The organism is Streptomyces sp. NRRL S-646, from assembly GCF_000720765.1.
Classification (GTDB): domain Bacteria; phylum Actinomycetota; class Actinomycetes; order Streptomycetales; family Streptomycetaceae; genus Streptomyces.
Genome location: NZ_JODC01000040.1, coordinates 1 through 24,237 on the forward strand (window position 1 = coordinate 1; position 24,237 = coordinate 24,237).

Annotated in this window: 17 protein-coding genes; 5 read left to right on the forward strand and 12 right to left on the reverse strand. The window is 71.8% G+C overall.

The features are described from left to right. The coding region (locus IH68_RS0147450) for a type I polyketide synthase (RefSeq protein ID WP_030949699.1) at positions 1 to 1,442 on the reverse strand (1,442 nt) is incomplete at its 3' end. A gap of 359 nt (positions 1,443 to 1,801) precedes the next feature. Here IH68_RS0147450 and IH68_RS0147460 point away from each other — a divergent pair. Further along, positions 1,802 to 3,010 (forward strand): cytochrome P450, encoded by a 1,209-nt coding sequence (locus IH68_RS0147460; RefSeq protein WP_051834118.1) that lies wholly within the window; start codon positions 1,802 to 1,804, stop codon positions 3,008 to 3,010. A 42-nt stretch (positions 3,011 to 3,052) separates the two neighbouring features. Next, on the forward strand, positions 3,053 to 4,267 hold the full coding sequence (locus IH68_RS0147465; RefSeq protein WP_030949703.1) for a cytochrome P450: 1,215 nt from the start codon (positions 3,053 to 3,055) through the stop codon (positions 4,265 to 4,267). Positions 4,268 to 4,435: 168 nt separating this feature from the next. Here the strand turns inward: IH68_RS0147465 and IH68_RS0147470 are convergent, their stop codons facing one another. Beyond that, positions 4,436 to 6,019: an ArnT family glycosyltransferase gene (locus IH68_RS0147470; RefSeq protein WP_078912946.1), complete on the reverse strand. Its 1,584-nt coding sequence runs from the start codon at positions 6,017 to 6,019 to the stop codon at positions 4,436 to 4,438. Between the two features lie 393 nt (positions 6,020 to 6,412). Here IH68_RS0147470 and IH68_RS0147475 point away from each other — a divergent pair, with 393 nt between their 5' ends. Both IH68_RS0147475 and IH68_RS0147480 read left to right on the forward strand, forming a co-directional pair. Beyond that, positions 6,413 to 7,330: an ABC transporter ATP-binding protein gene (locus IH68_RS0147475; protein ID WP_030949709.1), complete on the forward strand. Its 918-nt coding sequence runs from the start codon at positions 6,413 to 6,415 to the stop codon at positions 7,328 to 7,330. Further along, positions 7,327 to 8,502 (forward strand): ABC transporter permease, encoded by a 1,176-nt coding sequence (locus IH68_RS0147480; protein WP_234341837.1) that lies wholly within the window; start codon positions 7,327 to 7,329, stop codon positions 8,500 to 8,502. The genes IH68_RS0147475 and IH68_RS0147480 overlap by 4 nt, the downstream gene beginning before the upstream one ends. 7 nt (positions 8,503 to 8,509) lie before the next feature. On the opposite strand, the gene IH68_RS0147485 is transcribed toward IH68_RS0147480, so the two are convergent. The 9 genes from IH68_RS0147485 to IH68_RS0147525 form a co-directional block, all read right to left on the reverse strand. Continuing rightward, the gene (locus IH68_RS0147485) at positions 8,510 to 9,163 is read right to left on the reverse strand and encodes a nitroreductase family protein (RefSeq protein ID WP_030949714.1); all 654 of its coding nucleotides are present in this window, start codon (positions 9,161 to 9,163) and stop codon (positions 8,510 to 8,512) included. After that, entirely contained in the window at positions 9,160 to 10,059 is a 900-nt protein-coding gene (locus tag IH68_RS0147490; protein WP_030949716.1) for a hypothetical protein, read from the reverse strand. The genes IH68_RS0147485 and IH68_RS0147490 overlap by 4 nt, the downstream gene beginning before the upstream one ends. Then, a complete protein-coding gene (locus IH68_RS0147495; RefSeq protein WP_051834119.1) occupies positions 10,056 to 11,033 on the reverse strand; it encodes a ScbA/BarX family gamma-butyrolactone biosynthesis protein in 978 nt (325 codons plus the stop codon). The genes IH68_RS0147490 and IH68_RS0147495 overlap by 4 nt, the downstream gene beginning before the upstream one ends. A 14-nt stretch (positions 11,034 to 11,047) precedes the next feature. Further along, entirely contained in the window at positions 11,048 to 11,980 is a 933-nt protein-coding gene (locus IH68_RS0147500; protein WP_030949721.1) for a nucleoside-diphosphate kinase, read from the reverse strand. Continuing rightward, positions 11,977 to 13,077, reverse strand: a complete 1,101-nt coding sequence (locus IH68_RS0147505; protein WP_051834120.1) for an SDR family oxidoreductase — start codon at positions 13,075 to 13,077, stop codon at positions 11,977 to 11,979. Before IH68_RS0147505 ends, IH68_RS0147500 begins: the two co-directional genes overlap by 4 nt. A gap of 122 nt (positions 13,078 to 13,199) precedes the next feature. Then, on the reverse strand, positions 13,200 to 14,837 hold the full coding sequence (locus IH68_RS0147510; RefSeq protein ID WP_030949725.1) for a nucleotidyltransferase domain-containing protein: 1,638 nt from the start codon (positions 14,835 to 14,837) through the stop codon (positions 13,200 to 13,202). A gap of 31 nt (positions 14,838 to 14,868) precedes the next feature. Further along, complete coding sequence (locus tag IH68_RS0147515) at positions 14,869 to 17,592, reverse strand: phosphoenolpyruvate synthase (RefSeq protein ID WP_051834121.1); 2,724 nt, start codon at positions 17,590 to 17,592, stop codon at positions 14,869 to 14,871. A 55-nt stretch (positions 17,593 to 17,647) separates the two neighbouring features. Then, the gene (locus IH68_RS0147520) at positions 17,648 to 18,856 is read right to left on the reverse strand and encodes a cytochrome P450 (protein ID WP_030949730.1); all 1,209 of its coding nucleotides are present in this window, start codon (positions 18,854 to 18,856) and stop codon (positions 17,648 to 17,650) included. 40 nt (positions 18,857 to 18,896) lie between these two features. Then, on the reverse strand, positions 18,897 to 19,904 hold the full coding sequence (locus IH68_RS0147525; RefSeq protein WP_030949733.1) for a beta-ketoacyl-ACP synthase III: 1,008 nt from the start codon (positions 19,902 to 19,904) through the stop codon (positions 18,897 to 18,899). Positions 19,905 to 20,417: 513 nt separating this feature from the next. Here IH68_RS0147525 and IH68_RS0147530 point away from each other — a divergent pair. Further along, complete coding sequence (locus tag IH68_RS0147530) at positions 20,418 to 23,198, forward strand: helix-turn-helix transcriptional regulator (protein WP_063763612.1); 2,781 nt, start codon at positions 20,418 to 20,420, stop codon at positions 23,196 to 23,198. A 28-nt stretch (positions 23,199 to 23,226) separates the two neighbouring features. Here IH68_RS0147530 and IH68_RS0147535 read toward each other — a convergent pair whose 3' ends face one another. Then, positions 23,227 to 24,219 carry a Gfo/Idh/MocA family protein gene (locus tag IH68_RS0147535; RefSeq protein WP_030949738.1) on the reverse strand — a complete coding sequence of 331 codons (993 nt, stop codon included), beginning with the start codon at positions 24,217 to 24,219 and terminating at the stop codon, positions 23,227 to 23,229. Positions 24,220 to 24,237: the final 18 nt, after the last annotated feature.

Here is a 24,237-nt window from a genome sequence, read left to right on the forward strand (position 1 = left end):
ACCCCGCCACCACCGGCACCCGACCCGGCAGGCACCTCCTGCGGCTCAGCCTCTTCGACCACCTCGGCCTCTTCGAGGATCACATGCGCATTCGTGCCGCTGACCCCGAAAGCGGAGACGCCGGCACGACGCCGCTGGTCCTCCTCCCCGTGCGGCCACTCCTGGGCCTCCGTCAGAAGCCGTACCTCACCCGCCGTCCACTCGACGTGGGTCGACGGGGCATCGACGTGCAGGGTGCGCGGCAGCAGCCCGTTCCGCATCGCCATGACCATCTTGATGACACCACCGACCCCGGCGGCGGCCTGGGTGTGCCCGATGTTGGACTTCAACGAGCCCAGCCACAAGGGCCGTTCACGGTCGCGCCCGTACGTGGCGAGCAGGGCCTGCGCCTCGATCGGGTCGCCCAGTGTGGTCCCCGTACCGTGCGCCTCCACGGCGTCCACGTCCGCCGCCGACAACCCGGCACTCGCCAGCGCCGCCCGGATCACCCGCTGCTGCGAGGGACCGTTCGGGGCCGTCAGGCCGCTGCTGGCGCCGTCCTGGTTGACCGCGCTGCCTCGGATCACGGCCAGGACCCGATGGCCGTTGCGGCGCGCGTCCGACAGCCGCTCCAGCAACAGCAGACCCGCACCCTCACCCCAGCCCGTACCGTCCGCGGCGTCCGCGAAGGACTTGCAGCGGCCGTCGGCGGAGAGTCCGCGCTGGCGGCTGAACTCGGTGAAGGTGACCGGGGTGGACATCACCGCGACGCCGCCGGCCAGCGCCAGCGAGCACTCCCCGGCCCGCAGGGCCCGGCAGGCCAGGTGCAGGGCGACCAGGGAGGAGGAGCACGCGGTGTCGACCGTCACCGCGGGGCCCTCCAGGCCCAGGGTGTAGGCGATGCGTCCGGAGGCGATGCTGCCCGCGCTGCCGTTGCCGATGAACCCCTCCAGGCCGGGGGGCGGTACGTCGAACCGGGAGCCGTAGTCGTTGTACATGACACCGACGAAGACGCCGGTGGGGCTGGAGCGCAGGGTGCTCGGGTCGATCCCGGCCCGCTCCAGGGCCTCCCAGGAGATCTGCAGCAGGAGCCGCTGCTGAGGATCGGTGCCGAGGGCCTCGCGCGGCGACATGCCGAAGAAGTCGGGGTCGAAGTCGGCGGCGTCGTGCAGGAAGCCGCCCTCGCGGGTGTAGCAGGTGCCCGGGTGCTCGGGATCCGGGTGGTACAGGGAGTCGACGTCCCAACCACGGTCCTCCGGGAAGGGGGTGATGGCGTCGGTGCCGTCGGCGACGAGCCGCCACAGGTCCTCGGGGGTGCGTACGTCGCCCGGGTAGCGGCAGGCCATGGAGACGATCGCGATCGGCTCGCGGTCCTTGGCCTCCAGCTCGCGCAGGCGAGTCGTGGTGCGGTGCAGATCGGTCGTGACCCGCTTCAGGTAGTCCCGCAGGCGGTCTTCGCTCACAGCTCGGCCCCCTGGCTCGGGTCGCGCACCTCGGCGGACATGACCGGCGGCAGGCCCGCTGCGCTCGGAACGGTAGACGACACCGGATCTCCTCAGGCTCGGACGCCCACCCGCTCGGCATGGCTCCTCTAACACCTCGAACCCGGCCCAGTCTGGGGCGCCCACCGCCGTCCACGGCCGCTTGACCTCCGACTCTGAAAAATCCCCTAGTTGCCCCAGGTACCGGGCACACGGCGCCCGGCACCGGCAAATCCCTAGATTCGCGCGGGTTTTCTGGCCTTCCCTTCCGCGAGCGTGCTGCGCTGGGGCCGCTCCCGGCCCGCCTCCACGGCGGCCTGCCCTATGAGAGGGGTTTCCCGATGACTGCCGTGCCCCCTGCTGTCGGCCCTGAGGTGTCCGCGCCGCCCGAGGTGGGTCTCGACGGCGGCGCCACGCTGCTGGCCTGGCTGCGACGGATGCGTGACGAGCAGCCGGTGTGGCGCGATCCGGCGGGCCGCTACCACGTGTTCCGCCACGAGGACGTCCAGCGGATCACCGCCGACCCGGCGGGGTTCTCCTCGGACACGGTGAGCCGGTTGTCGGGCGGGGAACAGCAACCGCCGGGCGGCACACTGCTGTTGCTGGACCCGCCCCGGCACGGCAAGTTGCGGCGGCTGGTGAGCAAGGTCTTCACCGCGAAGATGATCAACGAGCTGACCCCTCGGATCACCGAGGTGGCCACGGACCTGCTCGACGGTCTCGACGGCAGCGACCGCTTCGACCTGGTCGAGGCATTCGCCAATCCGCTGCCGGTCATCGTGATCTCGTCCATGCTCGGTGTGCCGCCCTCCGACCGCCCGCTGTTCCAGGTGTGGGCCGACAGCCTGCTGACCGTGGACTGGGAGACCCCTGAGGGCGCCGAGGTCCTGGGCAGGACCGTGCAGGAGCTGGACGCCTATCTGCGGCAGCACGTCGCCGAGCGGCGGGCGCGCGAGCACGACGACCTGATGAGCCTGCTGGTGCGGGCCGAGGTCGACGGGGAGAGCCTGAACGACGACGACGTGGTGAGCTTCGCCGCGCTGCTGCTGCTCGCCGGCCATGTGACCACCGCCGTACTGCTCGGCAACATGCTGCTGACGGTGGATCAGGAAGAGGGTCTGCTGGCCGAGTTGCGTGCGGACCGCGAGAAGATCCCGGCGTTCACCGAAGAGGTGCTGCGCTGCCGGCCGCCGTTCCTGAAGATCGAACGGGTGCCCACGGCCCCGGTGGAGATCGCCGGGGAGAAGGTGCCGGAGAACACCATGCTGTACCTCTGGCTGTTGTCCGCCAACCGCGACGAGCGGGTCTTCCCCGAGCCGGACCGCTTCCTGCCGGGCCGGCCCAACGCCAAGCAGCTCGCGTTCGGGCATGGCATCCACTACTGCCTGGGCGCCCCGCTGGCCCGTATGGAGGGGCAGATCGCGCTCAATCTGATGCTTGACCGCTACGCCGACATCCGGGTCGACCGCGACAGCCCGCTGTCCTACTTCGACAACCGCGTCAACGTCTTCGGTCTTCGGCAGCTGCCGCTCACCGTCCGGCGAGCCTGAGTGGCGCGCCCGGGCGGACGGAACCCACCCGACGGAGGATTCATGGCCTACGAGCCGAAACCACCAGTGATACCGACCAACCGCACCTGTCCCTTCGATCCCGACCCGGAGTACCGCCGGCTGCGCGAGGAAGATCCGATCAGCCCGGTCGCGTTCGACATCGCGCCGGGCCGCGAGGACGGCTGGCTGGTCACCCGGCACGAGCATGTGCGGGCCATCATGACCGACCCGCGGTTCAGCCACCGCGCGGAGCTGCTGGCACTGGTGGCATCGCCGCCGTTCGAGGTGGAGAAATACGAACCGCAGCCGTCGGGCCCGGGGTCCTTCGTACGGATGGACGCGCCGGACCACACGCACTACCGGCGGCTGCTGACGGGCTTCTTCACGGTCCGCAAGATCCAGGAGTACGAGCCGACACTGGCCGGGATCATCGACGACGTGCTGGAGGAGATGGCCGGTCTGGAGCCGCCGGTGGATCTGTTGCCGGCGTTCGTTCAGAAGGTCGTGTACCGGTCGGTGCACTCGGTGATGGGCGTGCCGGAGGAGGACATCGCCGAACTGGACAAGCACTTCTCGGCGATCATGCGGATCGACTACACACTCGAAGAGTTCATCGAGCACAACACGGCGCTCGACCAGACGCTGGCCCGGGTCGTCAAGGACCTGTTCGCCGAGCCCAACGACAAGCTGCTCGGCAAGCTGGTGAAGACCGGTGAGCTGACCGAGGAAGAGCTGTCGAACATCGCCTGGATCACCATCGGCGGTGCCCTGGACACCACCCCGAACATGCTGGGCCTCGGCACGTTCGCGCTGCTGGAGCATCCGGAGCAGCTGGAGAAGATCCGCAAGCAGCCGGAACTGATGGAGCGGGCGGTGGAGGAGCTGCTGCGCTATCTGACGATCTCCCACATGGGCGCGAGCCGGGTGGCGTTGGAGGACGTGGAGATCGGCGGCAGGACCATCGAGGCCGGACAGACCGTGGTGCTGTCGTTGCCGGCCGCGAACCGGGATCCGGAGCAGTTCGAGGACCCGGAGGTCTTCGACGTCACCCGTCCCTCCCGACGGCACCTGGCGTTCGGTTTCGGCATTCACCAGTGCCTGGGCCAGCATCTGGCCAGGGCGACCCTGCGCATCGGCTTCCAGAAGCTGTTCGACCGCTTCCCGGACCTCCGACTGGCGGCCGATCCGCAGGACATCCCACTGCGTGACAAGGCGATGCACTACGGCGTGTACGCCCTGCCCGTGACCTGGGGCTGACCGCACCGGCCCGCGGGGCGGCGGAACACGGTCACGTACCCCTCGCCCTCGGGCCGGTCGCGCACGTACCGGTCGCCCCCGGCCGGTCGCGCGCGTGCACAGGCTGCGGGCGCCGTCTCTGTGAGAGGCGGCGCCCGCAGCCGTCTTGCTTGGCGCGGGGCGCCCGGCCTACTCCTTGGCCGAGTCGGCGTCCAGGTGTGACAAGCGGGGCCACGTGGTGTGCCACGGGTGGTGCAGGCCCTCGCAGATCCAGATGGGGGCGCCCCAGTTGAGGTTGTGCACCTGATCCTTGTTGGTCACCGTGCCACGCCGGTGGACGCTGCTGAAGAACTGCCGCAGATAGCGGGCGTCGGCGCCGACGAAGACGACGGGCGCCCGGTCGTCGGCCGGGCGGCGCAGGTACCAGTAGCCGCGGTGGCCGCTGTAGGGCCGCGGCAGGCCGAGTGCCGGGCCGAACCGGTCGAGCGCGCCCGCCTGGTCGTAGCGGTCGGTGATGAGCAGCGCCCGGCTGCGCCGGTCGGCGGGCAGTTCGCGGTAGACACGGGCCACCGATGTGGCGAGGTCGGGCCAGCCCACGCTCTCTCGCGCCAGCCGGTCCGAGGAGGGCTTGGTGAGCCGGTGGACGGGGTAGATCGGCAGGACCTGGACCGCCAACGCCGCCGACAGCAGATACACCACGGCCGTCGCCCAGGCCCGCGGGCGGGTGGAGCGCAGCCGCTGAAGTCCCGTGGCGCCCGCCCCCCACAGGACGGCGAAGAGCCCGGAGACGTAGTAGGGCCGTCCGTGGACGACGAGGTAGCAGGCGCACAGTCCGGCGAAGGTCAGTCCCAGGAACCGGTAGGGGCGGGCCTCGCGGGCGGCGAGCAGCCGCCACAACCCGTAACAGAGGAGTACGGCGCCCGCCAGCCCGGCGGCGGAGAGCACCGTGGGCAGGAACATGGCCCGGCCGCCCTCCTCTTCGGCGACCTCCTGGGCGATGACCTTGGTCATGGCCAGTTGGGGCCAGCCGTTGCGGGCCTGCCACAGCAGACCCGGGACCGCGGTGAGCAGGGCTCCCGCCGCAGACACCCACAGCAGGGGACGGCGCAGCAGGTCCCTGGGCCCCACCAGGAGCAGGGCCACGAGGAGCACGGCCCAGAAGCCGACGCTGAGGTACTTGACCTGCAGGGAGACCGCGGCCGTCAGGCCGAGCAGGAGCAGTAGCCGGTCGCGTCGGGTGCGCACCCAGCGCACCAGCAGCCAGGCGCTCACCGTCGTGAGGAAGATGTCCAGGGTGGCGGTGATGAGCAGATGGCCCATCTGCACCATGACCGGCGAGACGGCGTACGCGCCGGCGATGGCGACCTGGGCGGCCCTTCTGCCGCCCATCTCACGGGCCGTCAGGGCGGCGGTCAGCACGCCGAGTGCGGTGACGACGGCGGCCGGTGCGCGCAGCCAGACCAGCGAGCCGTGGGAGACGGCGTCGATGGCGTGGGCCAGCAGAGGCAGCAGCGGCGGCTGGTCGGCGTATCCCCAGGCGGGATGGCGGCCCGCGGCGAGGAAGTACAGCTCGTCGCTGAAGTAGCCGAAGCGACCGGCGGTGAGCAGCAGCAGGGCTGCGGTGGCGCAGGCGATCGCGGCCACCGGCAGCAGGGCCAGGGGCGGGGGTGGGTCCGCCCACGGGGCGGTGGAGGTGTGAAGGCGGGGGAAGGTTCCCGGTCGGTCGTGTCCGCCGTCGCGGCGCACGGACTCGTCCCGGGCTGTGGGGGGCATCGTGACGTCCTCGATCCTGTGGGTCCGCGCCCGAAGAACGGACGCGGATCAGTGAGGTGAACGTACGGTCGGCGACCGTACTGGACCGGTTCCTTCCCTCTTTCGCGGACCGGAGTACGGGCGATTCCCTAGTCTTCGGCGTCATTGTTGGCCGTCGCCCGGGCGCCTGTGCTGGGCTGGGGTTCCGTACCGCACCGCCGCAGAGCGCCCGCGCTCCCGTCACTGTTTCGGCCGTTGCCGGCCGTCGGCGGTCGGACGCGAGGCCTGGCCGACTCCCCTGGCCGGACCTCGATCCCCCAACCGATCACGGAGAGACGGCAGTCGAGTGATGGACCTTCAGTTCATGTGCGGCGGGGCCGGGACACGGCCTCGCACGGTCAGGGCGGGCACGGTATGACGGCGGCGATCGTCGCGGGCGGCGTCCGCAAGCGGTACGGGGACATCCAGGCCGTCGACGGGGTCTCGCTGCGCATCGAGGCGGGCGAGTTCTACGGCATCCTGGGTCCCAACGGCGCGGGCAAGACGACCACTCTGGAGATTCTGGAGGGCGTCCGGGAGCCCGACGAGGGCCGTATCGAGCTGTTCGGCAAGAGCCCCTGGCCGCGCAACCACGAGTTGCTGACCAGGATCGGCGTGCAGTTCCAGGCGTCGTCGTTCTTCGACAAGCTGACCACGCGGGAGACGATCCGTCTGTTCGCGTCGTTCCACCGGCTCGGCGCCCGGCAGGCCGACGCGATGCTGGAGCGCGTCGGCCTCACCGAGTTCGGCGGCGTGCCGGCCGACAAGCTCTCCGGCGGGCAGGCGCAGCGGCTGTCCATCGCCTGCGGCCTGGTGCACGATCCGGAGATCGTCTTCCTGGACGAGCCGACCGCGGGTCTGGACCCGCAGGCCCGCCGGAATCTGTGGGATCTGCTGCGGGACGTCAACCAGGAGGGCCGCACCGTGGTCCTCACCACGCATTACCTGGACGAGGCGGAGATCCTCTGCGACCGGGTGTCGGTCATGGAGCACGGCAAGGTGCTCAGGACCGGCGCTCCGGCGGCCCTGATCCGTGAGCTGGACCAGATGGTGCGGGTCAGCGTGGAGTCGGGGCTCGTAGCACCGGACGTGCTGCGGAGCCTGCTGGAGTCCGCGGGGGTGGAGAACACCATCGTGGAGGACGACGGGGTCTCGCTGTCGATGGCCACCCACACGCCGGGACCGGTGTTGTCGATCCTGGCCGAACAGGGGGCCCTGCGCGGCCTGGAGGTACGCGGAGCCACTCTGGAGGACGTCTTCCTCCAGCTGACCGGACGGGAGTACCGCGCGTGAGCATCGACGACACCACCGCGCCCACCATACGAACGGGCCCGTCCGACCGGAAGGAGCCCGCGGGGAAGGGCGGTCCGGCTGGCAGGCACACGGCCGGGGACGAGCGACTCAGCCCGGTCCGTGAGCTGTCCCGGACGATGATCCTCAGCGTGCTGCGGGACAAGGGCACGATCTTCTTCCTGCTGATCTTCCCGATCCTGTTCCTGCTGTTGTTCGGCACACTCTTCAAGAGCGACGGCACCTCGCACATCAAGGTGGCCCAGGTCGGCGAGGTGCAGGTGCTGGACTCGCTCACCAAGGGCCAGCGGGAGCAGCTGTCCAAGGCCGCCACGATCACCAAGGCGAGCAGCGAGTCGACCGCACTGGAGAAGGTGCGCAAGGGCGACTACGACGCGCTGGTCGAACAGGACGGCGGCACCGTGGTGCTGCGCTACAGCGCCGCCGACGCCGTCAAGGGCGCCTCTGCCCGTGCGACGCTCAACGCGATACTGGAGCAGGCGAACCTGGCCGCGACCGGCAAGCCCGCCACGTACACGTTGAAGGCCAGTCAGGTCGAGGACCAGTCCGTCAAACCCATCCAGTACCTGACACCGGGTCTGATGGGCTGGGCCATCGCCTCCAGCGCGGTGTTCAGCACCGCGCTGACGCTGGTGACGCTGCGCCGCAAGAAGATCCTCCAGAGGATGCGGCTGTCGCCCATCCGGGCCTGGGAGGTGGTGGCCGCCCGCATCGCGATGACCATGGTCATGGCGCTCACGCAGACGGCACTGTTCCTGCTGGTGGCGACGTTGCCGTACTTCGGCCTGCAGCTCACGGGCAACTGGTGGCTGGTGGTTCCGCTGGTGATGTGCGGCACGCTGTCGCTGATGTCGCTCGGTCTGCTGATCGGCTCGGTCACGAAGACCGAGGAGTCCGCCGGCGGTCTCGCCCAGCTTCTGGTGCTTCCGATGTCCTTCCTGTCCGGGTCGTTCTTCTCCCTCGACGGCGCCCCGGACTGGCTCCAGGTGATCTCGTATCTGATGCCGTTGCGCTACCTCGTGACGGGCAGTGAGGACGTGCTCAGCCGCGGTGGCGGCGTGGTGGACGTGCTGCCGACGATGGGCGGCATGCTCGCCTTCACCGCCGTGGTGACCGCGCTGACGCTGCGCTTCTTCAAGTGGAACGACACCTGAGTCACCCTCAGGTCCGGTCGCTGCCCTGCCAGCCGTCGTGGTGCAGGACCTCCGCCAGCGGCAGCCGTGGCCCCGGCCGGAAGGTGGTGCGCAGCGGATAAGCGGTCGGAAGCAGCGCGCCCTGGCGAACGGTGGGTGGCAGGCCCAACAGGTCTGCCACCTCCCGTTCGCGGTCCAGATGGACCGCCGTCCAGGCGGTGACCAGGCCACGGCTGCGGGCGGCCAGCGCGTAGCTCCAGGCGGCGGGCAGCAGCGACCCCCACACGCCGGCCTGGTTTCCCTGCGGCAGCCGGCCGTCGGGCAGTTCGAGGCAGGGGATGACGAGGACGGGCACGCGGTGCAGCCGGTCGGCCAGCAGCCGAGCGCCGGTGATCGCGGAACGGGTCCCCTCGGGAAGTTCGTCCAGCCGCTTCAGCGCGGCGGCGTTGCGGGCGTGGAATGCGGCCCGGTACACCTCGGCGACGTCCGCGCGGATCCGCGGGTCGGTGAGCAGGAGCCAGCGCCAGTTCTGCCGGTTGTTGCCGTTGGGTGCCTGCAGGGCGATGCGCAGGCACTCCTTGACGAGTTCCGGGTCCACCGCCCGCTCCAGGTCCAGGCCACGCCGCACGCAGCGCGTCGTGGTCAGCAACTCGTCGCAGGAAAGGTTTTGTTGAGAGGTCACGGCAGCAGCACCGCCCGTACCACCAGGGCGAGGTACGTCATCACGACGAAGCCCATCGCGGTGATCAGTGGCCAGCCGCCGTGACGCCGGGTCAGGAACCGCCGGGTTCCCCACAGGGGCAGGGCCACCGCCAGGCAGGGCAGCAGCCCCGGCGGGCCGGCCGGCGCGAACAGGACGAGCTGGCAGCCGACCGCCCCGGCCGCGAGACCCGCGGTGACCGACGCGCTGCGCCGGGGGCCGAGATCCGCGGAGTACAGGCGGGCGCCGGACGCCGCCTCCCAGGCCGTCTTCCGGGCGAACTCGAAGTGCAGGAACACACAGGCGCACAGGGCGAGCAACAGCGCCCCGCGCCAGTCGGCGGCGACGGTCCCGGCGGCGGCGAGAGACCCGTACACATAGATGCCCAGCAGCACCTGCACCGGGTAGGTGACCGCGAGGTTGAGCAACTGCCGGTCGCGTACCGCCGGCGAGAGGCGTTCCAGGGCGGCGAGGAACAGTCCGTAACCGAGGGCCGCCAGGCTCAGCAGGACCGCTGTCACCGACAGGGCCGCGTTCAGGCCGGCCACCAGCAGGGTCAGCGCGGCCATGGCGCCGCGCAGTTCGGCCACGGTGATCGCGCCGGTGACCAACGGCCGGTCCGGGTGGTGCACTCGGTCGTACTCGAGGTCCTTCTGTTCGTCCAGCATCCGCAGGAACAGCAGCGCCAGTACGACGCTGACGACCCGCACCCAGGTGGCTGCGGACGGCCGCCAGGCCGTGCCGGTCAGCGTCACCGCGGAGCCCTCCAGGGCGAGGACCCACAGCAGTCCGTAGGTGGCGTAGATGTGGGGCCGGAACATCCGCAGCACGAAACGGCCCAGCCGGGCGGGCACTTGGGGCAGGACGACGGTGCTCACCGGGCCGCCCCCCGGCCGGCGAGTACGCCTGTCAGGCCGGCCGCGGTCCGCTCGGCGAGCCTGACGCGGGCCTCGGCGACCAGGGCGCCGGGCTGGTGCAGGGTGCACTCGATGTCGGCGCCGGGCAGCACCGCAGCGGCCCGGCACTCCAGGGGCAGGTCCATCTCGGCGAAGCGGCGGAACCGGACGGAGAGACCGACCGGCAGCGCCGTCGGGGTGCGGACCGTGCCCGCGGCCACGGCGGCGGTCAGCGCCAGCTGCCGAAAGGCCTCCAGCTCCACCATGCCGGGCACATGGTCGACCCAGTGGTCGTACAGGGTCGGGTGGCTGGTCTCGGCGACCAGGCGTGCGGTGGTCACGCCTTCTTGCGAGGTGTACGGCGCTGAGACGACCACGTTGGCCTGGTTCCGCCGGCCCACCAGGGCGGGGTCGACGCGCGGGCCGGGCAGCGCGACCGGGGGCTCGGACAGGCCGAGTGCGTCGCGCTGCCCGGCCCGCAGACGCGTCCAGTCCTGCGCCGGCATCCACGAGTATTCGATGCGGGCGAGCAGAGCCTGGCGCGTGCCGATGGCCACAGTGAAACGCAGCCGGAGCCCCGTCACCCCTGACCGGCTCCGGATCCGGTGCTCGACACGGACGCCGATGACGGCTTCGGTGGGGCTGTCACCGGGCACCAGGGCGGCCGGGTCCGGCACCTCGAACTCCACCGTGCGGAGCAGGAACCTGTGGCCGAGGGGCACGTCGAGGTGGCGGTGGGCGACCACGTAGATGCCCTGCCGGCATGCCTCCAGCAACAGCAGGGGGTCGTGGTGGGTGCGGGGGCCGAGGACGTCGTCGTAGAAGGGGTGGAGGCGTGGCAGCTGCGCGGCGAGCAGTGTCTCGTCCTCGCTGAGGCGCTCCGCGTCGGTCAGGAAGACCTCGGCGATCGCTGCCCGGTGCACCAGCTCCTTCGGGAGTGTCCGGGCGAACTGCATGGGCTGCTCCTCGTTCAGGTCAAGTCGGCGCGGACGGCGTTGAGATGGCGGCGCCAGGCGTCGGTGCCGGCCCCGTCGAGGACCGGGGCGCGGCCGGGCTGCCGCATGGGCAGCACCTTGGAGCCGACGATGACGGTGTCCCACGGGTCGAGGTCGATCCCGAGGTCCCAGGCCGACTCCAGGAGCTGGCGCGGGGTGGCGGCCGGGTCGAGGCCGGGGTGGCGGGAGACGGCGGCGCGCAGCCGTTCGGCAGCGGGCTCGAAGTCGAGTTCACGGGGCTTGGTGGCGGCGTAGAGCTGGTCGGCCAGCTCCAGGGCGTGCCCGGTGCGGTCCTCGTCCGCAAGCGCGGAGCGGATGAGGCGGTCGCGTTCGGCGTCGTCGAAGTGGACGGCCAACTCGCGTAGGACGTCGGCGGGTTCGTCGGGGGTGTGCACCAGGTTGAGCAGGTAGCTGTAGCGGCCGAGGAGGTGGCGCAGCTGGCCGGGCCGGCGGGCCTCGGGGTCGGTGGGCCCCTTGAGCCGGGTGAGTTCGACCGAGGCGGGGACGTCGGGTTCGTGGGCGGGGCGGACGAGCAGGACGAGGGCGTCGGCGTCCTCCAGGAAGAGGGCGGCGAGCCTCCTGCGGTAGGGGGTGGCGAGGTTCCACTGGAAGTACCACAGGGAGCGGATCATGGTGCGGGTCAGCCGGGTGACCGCCGCGCCGACGATCCGGTAGCCCTGTCCGGTCAGCCAGTCCACGGCCGCGTCCAGCCTGCGGGCGACCACGGCGTCCGGCTTCAGCAGCAGGGCGGCGTGGCGGTGGGCGAATCCGGTGACGTCGTCGGTGAGGGCGGCGAGCTGTTCGTAGCTCTCCTGGTAGTAGGTGTCCGCGCCGTACAGCCGCAGTTTTTCGGTACTGCAGCTCAGCAGCGGCGATATCGCGATGCCGTGGTTCGGTTCGGCGGTCATGGCCGGTGGCTCCCCTCCGGTCGGGCGGACGCGGCGGCGGTCTCCCTGCGCGCTGCGGCGCCCAGGTAGCCGGACCGCAGGCAGTGGTCCAGGAGTCTGCGCAGGTACGGGCTGCCGCCCGTGGGGGCGGGTCGGTGGCTGAAGGCCACGGTGTCGGTGTTGTCGAAGTGGATCCGGCGGCGCATGTAGGTGGCGTAGAGCGAGATGACCCGCTCGTGGTAGAGGCGTTCGCTGTCCGGGAGGGCGTCTGCGGAGAAGACGGCGGGTGGTATCCACCGCGGTACCTGGAAGGAGGGGTACTCGGCGAGCACGTCGGAGAGGTCACGCAGGGTCACGGCCCGGCCGCCGGTGGCGTGCAGGGTCCGGCCCCGGGCGTCCTCGAAGCGTGTCGCGGCCTCGACGATCAGATCCGCGACGTAGTCGACGGGCACCAGGTCGAGGAGGGCGTCGTAGTTCCCGGGGACGGTCCTGACCCGTCCGCTGGTCGTCAGCCGGACGACCGGGTACATGGTCTTGTAGTCGCGGACGCGGCCGGTACGCCGGTCGCCGGTGACGATGCTCGGCCGGACCACGGCGACGGGCAGGCCGTCCGCTGCCGCCCCGCGCACCAGGACCTCCGCGCGCAGCTTGCTCTTCTCGTAGTCGTTGCCGAACCGCTGGCCGACGTCGAGTTCGTCCTCACGGGCGGTGCCGTCCCGCTCCCCGCACACATAGGCGGTGCTCACGTGCACCAGCGGCACTCCATGGGCCTGTGCCAGGGCCAGGACGTTCTCGGTTCCGGTGACGTTGATGTCCTGGTAGATCTGTGCGGGGCGGCCGAAGTCGGTGATTCCGGCGCAGTGGACGATCCGGTCCGCGCCGGCGGCCAGGCGAAGCTGCTCGGCGTCCAGGCCCAGTGCGGGGCGGGTGATGTCTCCGGCGAGCCGGGTCAGGGTGCCCGGTCGCGGCTTCAGTGTTCTGCCGTTGTTGCGGACGATGTCGCCGTTGCTGTGCAGCAGGGCCAGCACCGAGTGCCCTGCCGTGATGAGCCTGGCGGTGACTTCGGCGCCCAGGAACCCGCTGGCGCCGGTGACCAGAACGGTCATCCCTGCGGTCATCGGCTCTGCCTGCCGGGGGCGTGGGATGTCGAGTGCACGTGTTTCTCCAGTCGTCGGACGGTGGTCGGAGGGTCGGGCAGTCGGGCAGGAGGAGCGGGAGACCGCGGACCGCGGTCATGCCGTCATGCCGCCTGGTGGGGCTGGGCTCCGCTGCTGGCGACCAGGTCGCGGACCTCCTGGAGCGGCAGCTCCGCGTCGAAGTGGGCCGCGACACGCACCCAGTCGTGGCCGAGCTCCAAGGTGGCCCGCCAGGTGTCGGCGGAGTCGAAGGAGGCGGGGAAGGCGTCGGCCCCGGCGGCCTGCCGCACCAAGCCGATGAACTGCTCCAGTTCACGCAGTACGGCCTCGGCACGCTCGGGCGAGTCGATGCTGACCCGGGACAGGGTGTTCGCGAGCGTACGGATCGACTGGATGCCGGGGGGCAGCAGGGAGAGCCTGCGGACCAGGTCGCAGTCGGCGGGCAGCGGACTGACCCCGTAGGCGCAGAGCAGTCCCCGCAGTGCGCTCTGGGCCGCGCGGCGCGCACTGACCTCGGCGACCTTCCACTGCCCTTGGCGGAGGGCGCCCGCCAGGTCCTCCCGGGCGTTCTCGACCACCATGTTGGAGAAGGCCAGTGCCAAGGCGGCCGCGGCGAACCGGTCGGCGGGCAACGGGACCAGGTCGACGGCGTCGGGGCCGCTGACCGCTGCTCCGCGCAGCGACAGCAGCGGCCGGGCGGTGCCGGGGGGCGGGGTGAGGGGGCCGGGGGGCGAGGCCAGCGGCAGGGCCGGGGCGACCGTGCCGCCGCCCTTCCAGGCCAGCCGCACCAGTCCCAGCCGCAGGAAGTGCGCCAGAAGGGGGCCGGCTTCCGCCGCTCCGGTGGCACGGGCGTTCGCCAGCACCCGGGGCAGCGGTGTGCCCAGCACCAGCGAGCGCCAGACCTGGCCGGCCCGCTCGCCGAGCACGAACACATCGCGCCGGCCGCGGACGACATGGACGCGTTCCGACGTCTGCCAGGTGGTCACACCCTTCTGGCGTTCCACGGTCAGCCGCGCCGGATCCCGCTGTACGCCGGTGACGCCGAGTTCCGCGGCGAACTCCACACAGGCGCCGAGGTAGTCGTCCGCAGCCACGTCGGGTCCGGCGGACTCCAGTTCCCAGTAGCGGTCACGGACGTCGGGCCGGTCCGCCCGGTCCAGCTGCAGGGACAGCCACTTGGGCTCCAGATAGGTCTCGCCCCGCCCGGCGGCCCAGGCCTTGACCGCCTGCACCAGTCCGGCGCGGGCCCAGTCCATCGCCTCCTCGGGCTCGTCGAGGCACATCATCGCCGTCGCATGGCGCAGGGACTGTCTGGCGGAGTGCGCCCACCAGGCCGCGGCGATGCTGCCCAGCCGTTCGGCCGGGAGCAGGCTCTTGACCTCGTCGACCAGGGCGTGACCGCGCAACGGGACGCTGTTGAGCAGTCGCTGACAGCGGTTCAGCAGATCCTCGGGGATCCTGCCGACGCGCTTGGCGCCGGTCTCCAGGGCGGCGAACTGCTCGGTGAGCTGGCGCAGCGAACGGGTGCGGATCTCGACCCGCCTGCCGTCGACGAAGAACAGCGACGGCATGGTCGGCAGGTCGTCCTCGTCACGGCCGATGAGCAGGAAGTCGATGTCCGACCCGGGATTGCCGAAGCCTTCGGCGATGGATCCTTCGAGCACCACGGCCCAGTCGCCGGTGCGCACCTGTGTCAGTGTCTTGTCGAGCAGGTCCTGCAGATATTCCTCGGTGAGGATCAAGGGGAGTGCCTTTCGTCCTGGGAGTGCGGATTCAGGGCCGGCTGTCGGCCGGGGGCTCCGGCTCGGCCAGCACGGTGACGGTGCCGGCGGCGCCGTCGACCCGCACCCGGGTGCCGGAGCGGATCTCGGTGGTGACGTTCCTGACCTGGACCACGGTGGGGATGCCCAGTTCCCGGGCCACCACGGCGACATGGGTGAGCGGGCTGCCGCGTTCGATGACCAGCGCGGCGGCCGAGGGCAGCGCGGCCACCCAGCCGGGGTCGGTGCGGTAGGTGAGCAGGATTCCGCCGCCGATGTCGCGCGGGGTGTCGGTGACGACCGCGGGTCCTTCGGCGACACCGGGGCAGCAGGGGGTGCCGCGCAGTTCCCGGGCGCCGCTGCGGGCGGCGGGCCCGCCGGTCCAGCCGGCCCGCTCGAGGTTGCCCGACCAGTACGGGGCGCCGTGGGTGGTGAAGCGGGCCGGGGCGTGCAGCTCGGCGTCGGCGGCGAGTTGCCTGCGGCGCAGTGCGGCCAGCTCCTTCAGCTCCGTGTGGGCGATCATGCCCTCGTAGGCGCCCCGGACCTCCTCCAGGCGCAGCATGAACACGTCGTCCCAGGTGTCGATGGCCCCGGTGCGTGCGAGGTCGCGGCCGATGGCGCGCAGCATGCGCTTGGCCGAGCCGAATGCCCGGGTGCGGCAGAACCTGAGCCGTTCACGGTCGGTGAGCGCGGCCCGGGCCTTGTTCCGCACCCGTTCGTACAGCCGGCGTCGGGGACCGCGCAGATGCTGGTCGAGATACGTGTCCGCCTCGCCGCCGCGGTCACCCGCGCCGCGGCCGGCGGCCCCGGGCTGTGCGTCACGCAGCAGGGTGAACAGCCCGGCGGGGTTCTCGTGCAGGTCGGGGACTTCGAGCTTGAGTTCGTCCGGACTGCGGTAACCGTAGTCGGCGACGTACGCGTCCACGGCGGCCAGGAACTCGCCGTGCCCCGCCTCGCGCAGCGCCCGGTAGGCGTCTGCGTCGGGGGTGCGGTCCAGTAGCTGTCGCACCTCGGCGTCGGCGCTCGCCTTCGCGGCCAACTCTGCCAGCGCCCAGGCGGGTTCGGCGGACTCGACATCCTGGCCCGGGGCCGCCGCGGCCCAGGTGAACCACTCGGGGGCGTCGGGCAGCCAGCGGCGGGTGAGCAGGGCCAGCAGGCCGACGGAGAGCAGGATGGTGGCGTCGAGGGCCTGCATCGGCCCCCACTTCTCGATGAGTTCCCGCTGCATCCGGCGGAAGCGGCGGTAGGTTTCGTCACCGGGCAGCGCGTCGTAATCGACGTTGTTGAACACCTCGTACGCCCGGTAGAAGTCCCGGTGGAAGGTGTCCATCGCTTTCCGGATCGTCAGGAACCGTCCGGTGAAGATCGCCGTGCGGACCAGTCGCGCCATTCGGCCGCGCAGCCCGGGCCGGGGTGTGAAGGGGTGGAGCGTGTCCGCGGTCTCGTCGGAAATGCTCTCCGCGACACCCAGCGATTTCTCCAGGACCCGGCGGTTGAGGGGGTACAGCGGTGCCAGGCGCACCATGCGGTACCAGTGGTGGAGGTTGTAGTAGACCCGTCCGTGGACATAGCCGAGCAGATGCGGGGTCCACTCCTGGACCTCGCGCAGCTTCTCGCCCCTGACGCCCAGGGCGCGGGCGTAGCTGTCGTACACCTTGGCGTAGGTGTCGGCGGCGAAGCTGTAGGTGAGCGGGGAGACGACGCCGCTGAAGCTCTCGATGATGTTGGAGTTGTCCCAGAGCCGCAGTTCGCCCTGGGGTTCCGGCGCGGGGCCGAGGGTGGTGACGGGGCGGCTCTGCAGCACCCACAGGGTGCCGTCGGCGATGGCCCACTCGATGTCCTGCGGGGCGCCGTAGTGTGCCGTGGCGCGCACTCCGACCGCGTGCAGCCGGGCCAGGTCGTCGGTGGTCAGGGACAGCGCCTTGCGGTCCTCGTCGGCGACCGGCGACACCTCGCAGCCGGGTCCGGTGCCGGCGTCGTAGCGCTCCTGCTTGTCGCCGATCACGGTGCTCAGCAGGTCACCGGTGGCGGCGTCGAGTACGACGGTGTCGGCGTCGACCGCCCCGGAGACCAGCCCCTCCCCCAACCCGTGGACGGCGCTGATCACATGGCGGTCCGTGCGGCCGGCCGTCGGATCGGCGGTGAACAGCACGCCGCTGCGCTCCGCGGGCACCATGCGCTGGACGATGACGGCGACTCCGCCGGTACCGGGTGGCAGTCCCCGCTGCGCGCGGTAGCGCAGGGACCGTTCGGAGAATCCGGAGGCCCAGCACCGGCGGACGTGGGCGGTGACCTGGTCGAGGCCCGAGATGTTGAGGAAGCTGTCGAACTGCCCGGCGAAGGAGTGCTCGGTGCCGTCCTCCTCCGCTCCGGACGAGCGGACGGCCACCAGGCCGCCGCCGGCCTGTGTGTAGGCCAGCGCGATGGCCGCGGCGATGTGCTCGTCGAGGGGCGCGGCCTCGATCAGTAGGGCGATCTCGGCGGCGATCTGTCCGGCCCTGCTCTCCCAGTCTTCGTCGAGCCGGCTTTCCAGACGCTCGTCCAGCCCGCTGCCGCGGGAGAACGCGGCGAAGGCATCGAGGCCGATCACCGACCAGCTCGGCACCTGGAATCCGGCGGCGGTGAGGGTGTGGAGGTTTCTTCCTTTGCCTCCGGACAGTTCGGCGATCACATCCTCCTCACTGGACGGAGTGAGAACGTGCGGGGGCGGGCGGTCCGATTCCGCGTGGTACGACAACTGACTTCCCTCCGAAGGGACTTGTCGAATTCTGAATTCCGTCGGCCGTTCACCCTCAGGACAGGACGATCGGCAGGGTCTCGTGGCCGCGCAGGAAGAGCCGGTCCCGGCGGGTCGGCGCGGCTCCGGGAGCGGGGCCGAGAGCGGGGAAGCGGCACAGCAGCCTGCCGAAGGCGGTGGTGGCCTCCAGCCGGGCCAGCAGGGCACCGAGGCAGTAGTGCGCGCCGCCGCCGAAGCTGAGCGGCTGGATGTCCTGACGGTGGGGATCGAAGCGATCGGGGTCGTCGTAGCGGGCCGGATCGCGGTTGGCGGCGCCCAGCAGCACCACCACATGGCTCCCCGCCGGAACCGGCAGGCCCCCGATCGAGACGCCGTCCGCCAGCACGACCCGGTGGCTGAGCTGCACCGGTGAGTCGTAGCGCAGCACCTCGTCGACGAAGCCCTGCAGCGGGACGGTCCCGGCCCGCAGACCGGCCATCACGTCGGGGTGCTCGCAGAGCAGGTGCAGGCCGTTGCCGAGGAGGTAGGTGGTGGTCTCGAAGCCGGCCAGCAGCACGGTGGTGAGGTTGGCGACGAGTTCGTCGTCGTCCAGCCGCGTCTCCTGGTCCGGTTCCCGTACGAGGGCGGTCACCAGGTCGTCGCGCGGATCGGTCCGGCGTGCCTCGGCGAGCGCGGTGAAGTAGTGACCGACCTCCACCGCCGCCCGGTCGGCGGCGTCGAGACCGGAGGGGTCGGCCAGCAGTTCCAGAATGGCCGACAGATCGGCGGCGAAACCGCGGAAGCGGTGACGGTCCGCGGTCGGCACCCCGAACAGTTCGCAGATGATCTGGACCGGCAGGGAGAAGGCGAAGGCGTCCATGAACTCCACCGGGGCGGAGCCGCCCTCCGCGAGGCCGTCGAGCAGGGCGTCGGTGGTGCGCACGATCTCCGCTTCCAGGGCGGCCACCCGGCGGGCGGTGAACACTTGGGACATCGACGACCGCAGCCGCCCGTGGTGCGGCGGGTTGGCCACCAAGAGGGACCGGCTCAGCAGGGCCAGCGAGGGATGCTCATCGATGTCGGCACCCCAGGTCATCATGGCGAGGTCGGCGCCCAGACCCGGGTGGCGCAGGGCCTGTCGACAGGCTTCGTAGCCGCAGACCAGCACCATGCCGTCGCCGGCCGGCATCACGGGCCCCAGTTCATGGGCGCGGGCGTACAGCGGGTAGGGATCGGCCCGTCCCTCGGGTGTCAGTAGGTGCGCGATGATCGACTCCGCGTCCACGGGGCCTCCTTGACGTGGTGGGGGGGTTCGGGGCGTTGATCTAGTTCCGGTGCGGTCCGAGACGGGGCCACACCAGGGCCAGCGACCCCCAGGTGAGGCCGCCGCCGAAGCCGGCCAGCACCACCTTGTGTCCGGGCCGCAACTCGCCGGAGGCGACACCGTCGGCCAGGGCGAGGGGGATCGAGGCGGCGACGGTGTTGCCCCGCGTACCGATGTTGGAGAGGAACCGCTGCGGCGGCAGCGCGAGCCGGCGGGCGACCGCGGTCAGGATCCGGGCGTTGGCCTGGTGCAGCACGAAGGAGTCGATCTCCTCCAGGCACCATCCGGTGCGCGCCGCGGTCTCCCGTACCGACTCCGTCATCCGCCGCACGGCCTGCGCGTAGACGGCCTGCCCCTGCATCGTGAAGTAGGTGTCCTCGGTCTTGGCGGGCAGTCCCGTGGACCGCTGCCGGGACCCGCCCGCCGGCACCTCGATCAGATCGCTGAGGCTCCCGTCACTGCCGAGGTTCAGCCCCATGAGCGCTCCGGGCTCGGCCGGCGACCCGGCACGCAGCACCACCGCACCGCCGCCGTCGCCGAAGATCACCCGGGTCGTGCGGTCGTCCGGGGCGAGGATGGTGGAGAACGCGTCCGCGCCGATGACGAGCACGCGGTCGGCGGCCCCGAGCGCGACCATGCCGGCGCCGGTCGCGAGGCCGTACACGAAGCCCGTGCACACCGCGGCCACGTCGAACGCGGCGACAGGTCCGAGTCCCAGTCGGCCGGCCACCTCGGGCGCGGTCGCGGGGCAGTGCCGGTCCGGGGAGCTGGTGGCGAGGACCACCGCGTCCACGGCCTCCGTACCGGCTGACGACAGCGCCCGTCGCCCGGCCTCGACGGCCAGATCGCCCGTGGACCGGCCCGGAGAGACCCAGCGTCGCTCGCGGATGCCGGTACGGCTGCGGATCCACTCGTCGCTGGTGTCGAGGGCTCTCGCGAGTTGGTCGTTGGTGACGACCGTGGGGGGCACCCAGCCCCCGAGTCCCGTGACGACTGCCGCTCGTTCCATGGCCTCCGACTCCTTCCCAACCCGACAGCCACCCAGGACCGCAGGACGGGCCCGGATCAACGAATTCACCGAGGTGGACCGCGCGCCTGCGGGGTCCGGCGGCGCCTGGATGCCCTCTGTCTCGGGTCGCCCCGCTCGATGGCCGCGCTCGCCTCGCGCTCGCCACGTCCGGCGTCGTGCGGGCGAAAACGCCGCGGCCGGTGAGGCGAAGAGCCCAACTTCCTCGCGCGCCGGTTCTCCGGCCGTGGCAGTCGGCTCACATCGCATTGTCGAGTGCGGAGCCGCCGGGCGAATCCGTCAGGTGACTGCACTGCGCCGGATGCAGTCGCTGCGGTCACCGTCCGCCTTGCTCGCCGTGTCGTCGGAAGGGCGGTGGCGGCGACGCGGCGGACTTTCCAGGGGATTCCTTAGAGCCCCGTGACGAGGGACGAAGGCGCGCGGCAGGGCCGGGATATCGTCCGTCGATGTCACACGCCGCGCACGGAGCCAGAACTCAAGGAGGCGTTGTTGACCATGGGGACGTCATGGGGCGGCACACTCGTGGGCCGGAGCTCCGAGGCCGCCCGGGTGCGAGGGTTCGTCAGCTCTCCGGGCGACGGCGGGCAGGTCCTGGTCGTGACCGGTGAGCCGGGCATCGGCAAGAGCGCCCTCATCGACAGCGAGGTCGACGGGCTCCGCGACACCGGGGTACGGGTCCTGCGGGCGGAAGGCAGCGAGAGCGAACGCGCGCTGGCCTTCGCGGGACTCCACCAGCTGCTGAGGCCCGTACTGGCGCAGGCGGAGAGCCTCCCGGACCGGCAGCGGGACGCGCTTCTGGGCGCGTTCGGCATCGCTGCCGGATCGGCCGAGTCCGACCAGTTGATCCTGCGCATCGCAGTGCTGACCCTGCTGTCGCACACCGCGCGGCGGCACCCGGTGCTCATCGTCGTGGATGACGCCCAGTGGCTGGACCAGGACTCCCTGGACGTGCTCGCCTTCGTCAGCAGAAGGCTGGACGGCGAGCAGATCAGGCTGCTCGGCGCGGTCCGCAGCGGTGCACCGCTCCCCGCGTTCGCACGGAGCCATCCGGTCCTGGAACTGGGCCCGTTGGAAGCGTCCGCCGCGGGCCGGCTCCTCGACGCACAACCGGGCCCTCCCGTCGGACCGCTGCGTGCGCGCGTCCTGGACGAGGCGGCCGGAAACCCACTGGCACTGATCGAATTCGCCAAGCTGGAATCCGGCCCCGGGCTCTGGCCGGTGGAGCCGCTGCCGCTGACCGACCGGCTGGAGCAGGGCTTCACCAGCCGGCTCGATGGCCTGCCCGGAGCGACGAAACGCGCCCTGCTGCTGGCCGCGACCGGCACGGGCACCGTGGAAGGCATCGCGCCGGAGGTCTGGCGGCCGGCCGAGCAGGCGGAACTCATCCGTCTGCGCGGCGGTGACGTCCGGTTCCGCCACCCTCTGATCCGCTCCGCCGTCTATCACGCCGCGCCTCCCGCGGAGCGCCACGAAGCACACCGCCGGTGGGCCGCCGCTCTGCGGGACGTCCCGGGCCGGCGGGCCTGGCATCTGGCAGCGGCCGGCACCGGCCCCGACGAGGCCGTGGCGCGGGAGATGGAATGCGCCGCCGAACAGACCGGGAAGCGGAGCGGTTTCGCGGCCGCGGCACTGGCGTTCCAGCGAGCAGCCGAACTCAGCCCGGACGAGCCGGACCGCGTCCGCAGATTCACCCGCGCCGCGGCGATGGCCGCGCTGACCGGCCAGGCGACCTGGGCGGAGGACCTCACCGCCCAGGTCGAGGCGCTCACCGACGACCCCGTCCAACTCGCTCTCATCAGGCTGCACAAGGGCCAGGCCCTCGCTCTCACCCCCCGCCGCAACGCCGCGTACACCCTGCTGCTGCGCGTCGCGGAGACCCTCGCACCGCACCACCCCGCACAGGCCCTGGAGGCTCTCGCCGCGGCGGCGCTGGTCTGCTACTACAGCGGGGACGCCGGAAGACGGGACGAGATACGGCGCGTCTACTCGCTGATCGCCGCGAGCCCCGGTCGGCGTCAGGAACACGAACTCGCATGCCTGTGGATCCGCGCCGCGACGGATCCGTCCGCGGACCGGGCCGGACTGCTGGCGGTGCTCCGCCGGCTGGCGGCCTTCGAACCGGCCGGCCCGGGGCTGCTGGCGGCTGCGGCCACCATCGCCTGGTTGCTCGACGAGACCACGGTGGCCGTCCATCTCTTCGAGAGGATGAGCGGGCCCGCTCTCACCCCGGCGCCGCTGCCCGACGGGCTGCGCTGCGTCGAGGGATGGGTCTGTCTGGAGCACGGCCGCTGGTCGACGGCCCGAGCGGTGGCCGCCGCCTCGACCCGCGCGGCGGCCCTGAGCGATCCGCCCTTCACAGCGGCGGCGCCCCGGGCCCTCGACGCCTGTGTGCTCGCGCTGCAGGGCGACCCGGCCGCGGCCCGCGCGTCGGCCAGGGAGGCACTGGATCTCGCCGCCGCGCAGGAGAACCGGTTCGTGGCCGTCCGGGCCCGCTGGGCCATGGGCACGGCGGCCGCCGCGGAAGGCGACCACGATGCCGCTTTCGACCAGTTCCGCCTGATGTTCACCACCGACGGCGACGAAGTCCACTACCACGTCTCCCGGTACGGCCTCGCCGACCTCGCGGCCGCCGCCGCCCGCACCGGACGGCAGGACGCCGCTCGTGCCGTCGTGGACCGGCTCGCCGACCGCCTGACGAACTCCTCGTCACGGCACCGGGCGCTGCTGTTCCGCGCCAGGGCGCTGCTGGCGGACGCCGACGAGGCAGAACAGTGCTTCCGTGCCGCACTTGACGAGCCGTATGCCGAGGACCGGCCGTTCGCCCACGCCCACACGCAACTCGACTACGGCGAGTGGCTGCGCCGACGCCTGCGGTCCGGTCAGGCAAGGCCGTTGCTGGCCGCCGCCCTGGAGACCTTCGGTCGCCTCGGCGCCGAGCCGTGGACCAGCCGTGCGCTGGCCGAACTGCGGGCGGCCGGGATTCGGCAGAGCCCCGGCGTATCCGACAGCCTGCCCGCGCTCACTCCCCAGCAGCAGGAGATCGTCCGCCTCGCGGCCCGGGGACTGACCAACCGTGAGATCGGCGAGCGGCTCCAGCTCTCCCCCCGTACGGTCGGCTCGCACCTGTACCGGAGCTTCCCCAAACTGGGCGTCACGGCCCGCTCCCAGCTCCGTGACCTCGTCGACGGCCGGATGCCCCAGGTCGCAGAGTTGACCCAGGTCGAGGCCGGCGCCGGGAGGGAAGGCAGAGACGGCCCGTACGAGCACACCGGCTGAAACCCGTACGCAGCCCCCCGCTACCCCGTTACTCCCCCGGAGAGTACCCGCCCCCGGCCGCGTCGCGCACCGCGTCGACCAGCTCCGCCTGCCGCAGGATGTCCTCCCCCGGTCCCTTCGGGTCGCCGCCGTCCAAGGCCGTGCGGGCGAACAGGGAGACCAGTGAGGCGAACTGGTGCCCTGCGGGCAGCGTCCGTTCCTCGAAGTGGTCCTGGCGCTGCAGGCGCAGCACGGGCCGCATGGTCGGCGGGGCGGAGAACGCCCGGTCGAGGGCGATGCTGCCCTCGCTGCCCCAGATGGTGCACGCACAGCGGTAGGACCGGTCGAAGCCGAAGGTCAAGTGCCCGGTCCGCCCGGCCGGATCGGCCACCAGCGCCGCCCCCGCGACGTCGACGCCCGTGCCGGGATCGGCACCCAGCACCGCCCCCCGCACGCTCACCTGCGGCCCCAGGTACAGGGAGGCGGCGCGCAGGGTGTACACCCCGGCGTCGAGCAGGGCGCCGCCGCCCAGCGCCGGGTCATAGCGGATGTCTCCCGGAGGCAGTGGCGGAAATCCGAACTCCGCGGTCAGGTGCCGCACTTCGCCGATCGCGCCCTGCTCGATCAGGGCGCGTACGGCGTCGTGCTGGCCGTGGTGGAGAAACGCGAAGTTCTCCATCAGCAGCAGGCCGGCGGCGCGGGCCGCGGCGACCAGCTCGGCTGCCTCGGCCCGGGCGACGGTGAACGGCTTCTCGGCCAGGACGTGCTTGCCCTCCGTCAGTGCCCGCGCGACCCACTCGGCGTGCAGGGCGGGCGGCAGCGGCACGTACACGGCGTCGATGTCGTCCCTCGCGAGCAGGGCGGCGTAGCCGGTGACCGCCTCGCAGCCGAAGCGCCGCGCGACGGCCTCGGCCTTGGCGCCGCTGCGGCTGGCCACCGCGACCAGCCGCACCGACGGGTCGGCGACCAGCGCCGGAATGGTGGTGCGCTGGGCGATGGCGGCACAGCCGACCACCCCGACGTTCAACACCCGATCTGTCACGGTCTCGCTCTCTTCCGG

Excerpts from the sequence above, each read along its gene's own strand:
- IH68_RS0147465 (WP_030949703.1), top strand. The coding sequence starts at position 3,053 with ATGGCCTACGAGCCGAAACCACCAGTGATACCGACCAACCGCACCTGT.
- IH68_RS0147470 (WP_078912946.1), bottom strand. The coding sequence starts at position 6,019 with ATGCCCCCCACAGCCCGGGACGAGTCCGTGCGCCGCGACGGCGGACAC.
- IH68_RS0147500 (WP_030949721.1), bottom strand. The coding sequence starts at position 11,980 with ATGACCGCCGAACCGAACCACGGCATCGCGATATCGCCGCTGCTGAGC.
- IH68_RS0147460 (WP_051834118.1), top strand. The coding sequence starts at position 1,802 with ATGACTGCCGTGCCCCCTGCTGTCGGCCCTGAGGTGTCCGCGCCGCCC.
- IH68_RS0147530 (WP_063763612.1), top strand. The coding sequence starts at position 20,418 with ATGGGGACGTCATGGGGCGGCACACTCGTGGGCCGGAGCTCCGAGGCC.
- IH68_RS0147495 (WP_051834119.1), bottom strand. The coding sequence starts at position 11,033 with ATGCAGTTCGCCCGGACACTCCCGAAGGAGCTGGTGCACCGGGCAGCG.
- IH68_RS0147525 (WP_030949733.1), bottom strand. The coding sequence starts at position 19,904 with ATGGAACGAGCGGCAGTCGTCACGGGACTCGGGGGCTGGGTGCCCCCC.
- IH68_RS0147475 (WP_030949709.1), top strand. The coding sequence starts at position 6,413 with ATGACGGCGGCGATCGTCGCGGGCGGCGTCCGCAAGCGGTACGGGGAC.
- IH68_RS0147505 (WP_051834120.1), bottom strand. The coding sequence starts at position 13,077 with ATGACCGCAGGGATGACCGTTCTGGTCACCGGCGCCAGCGGGTTCCTG.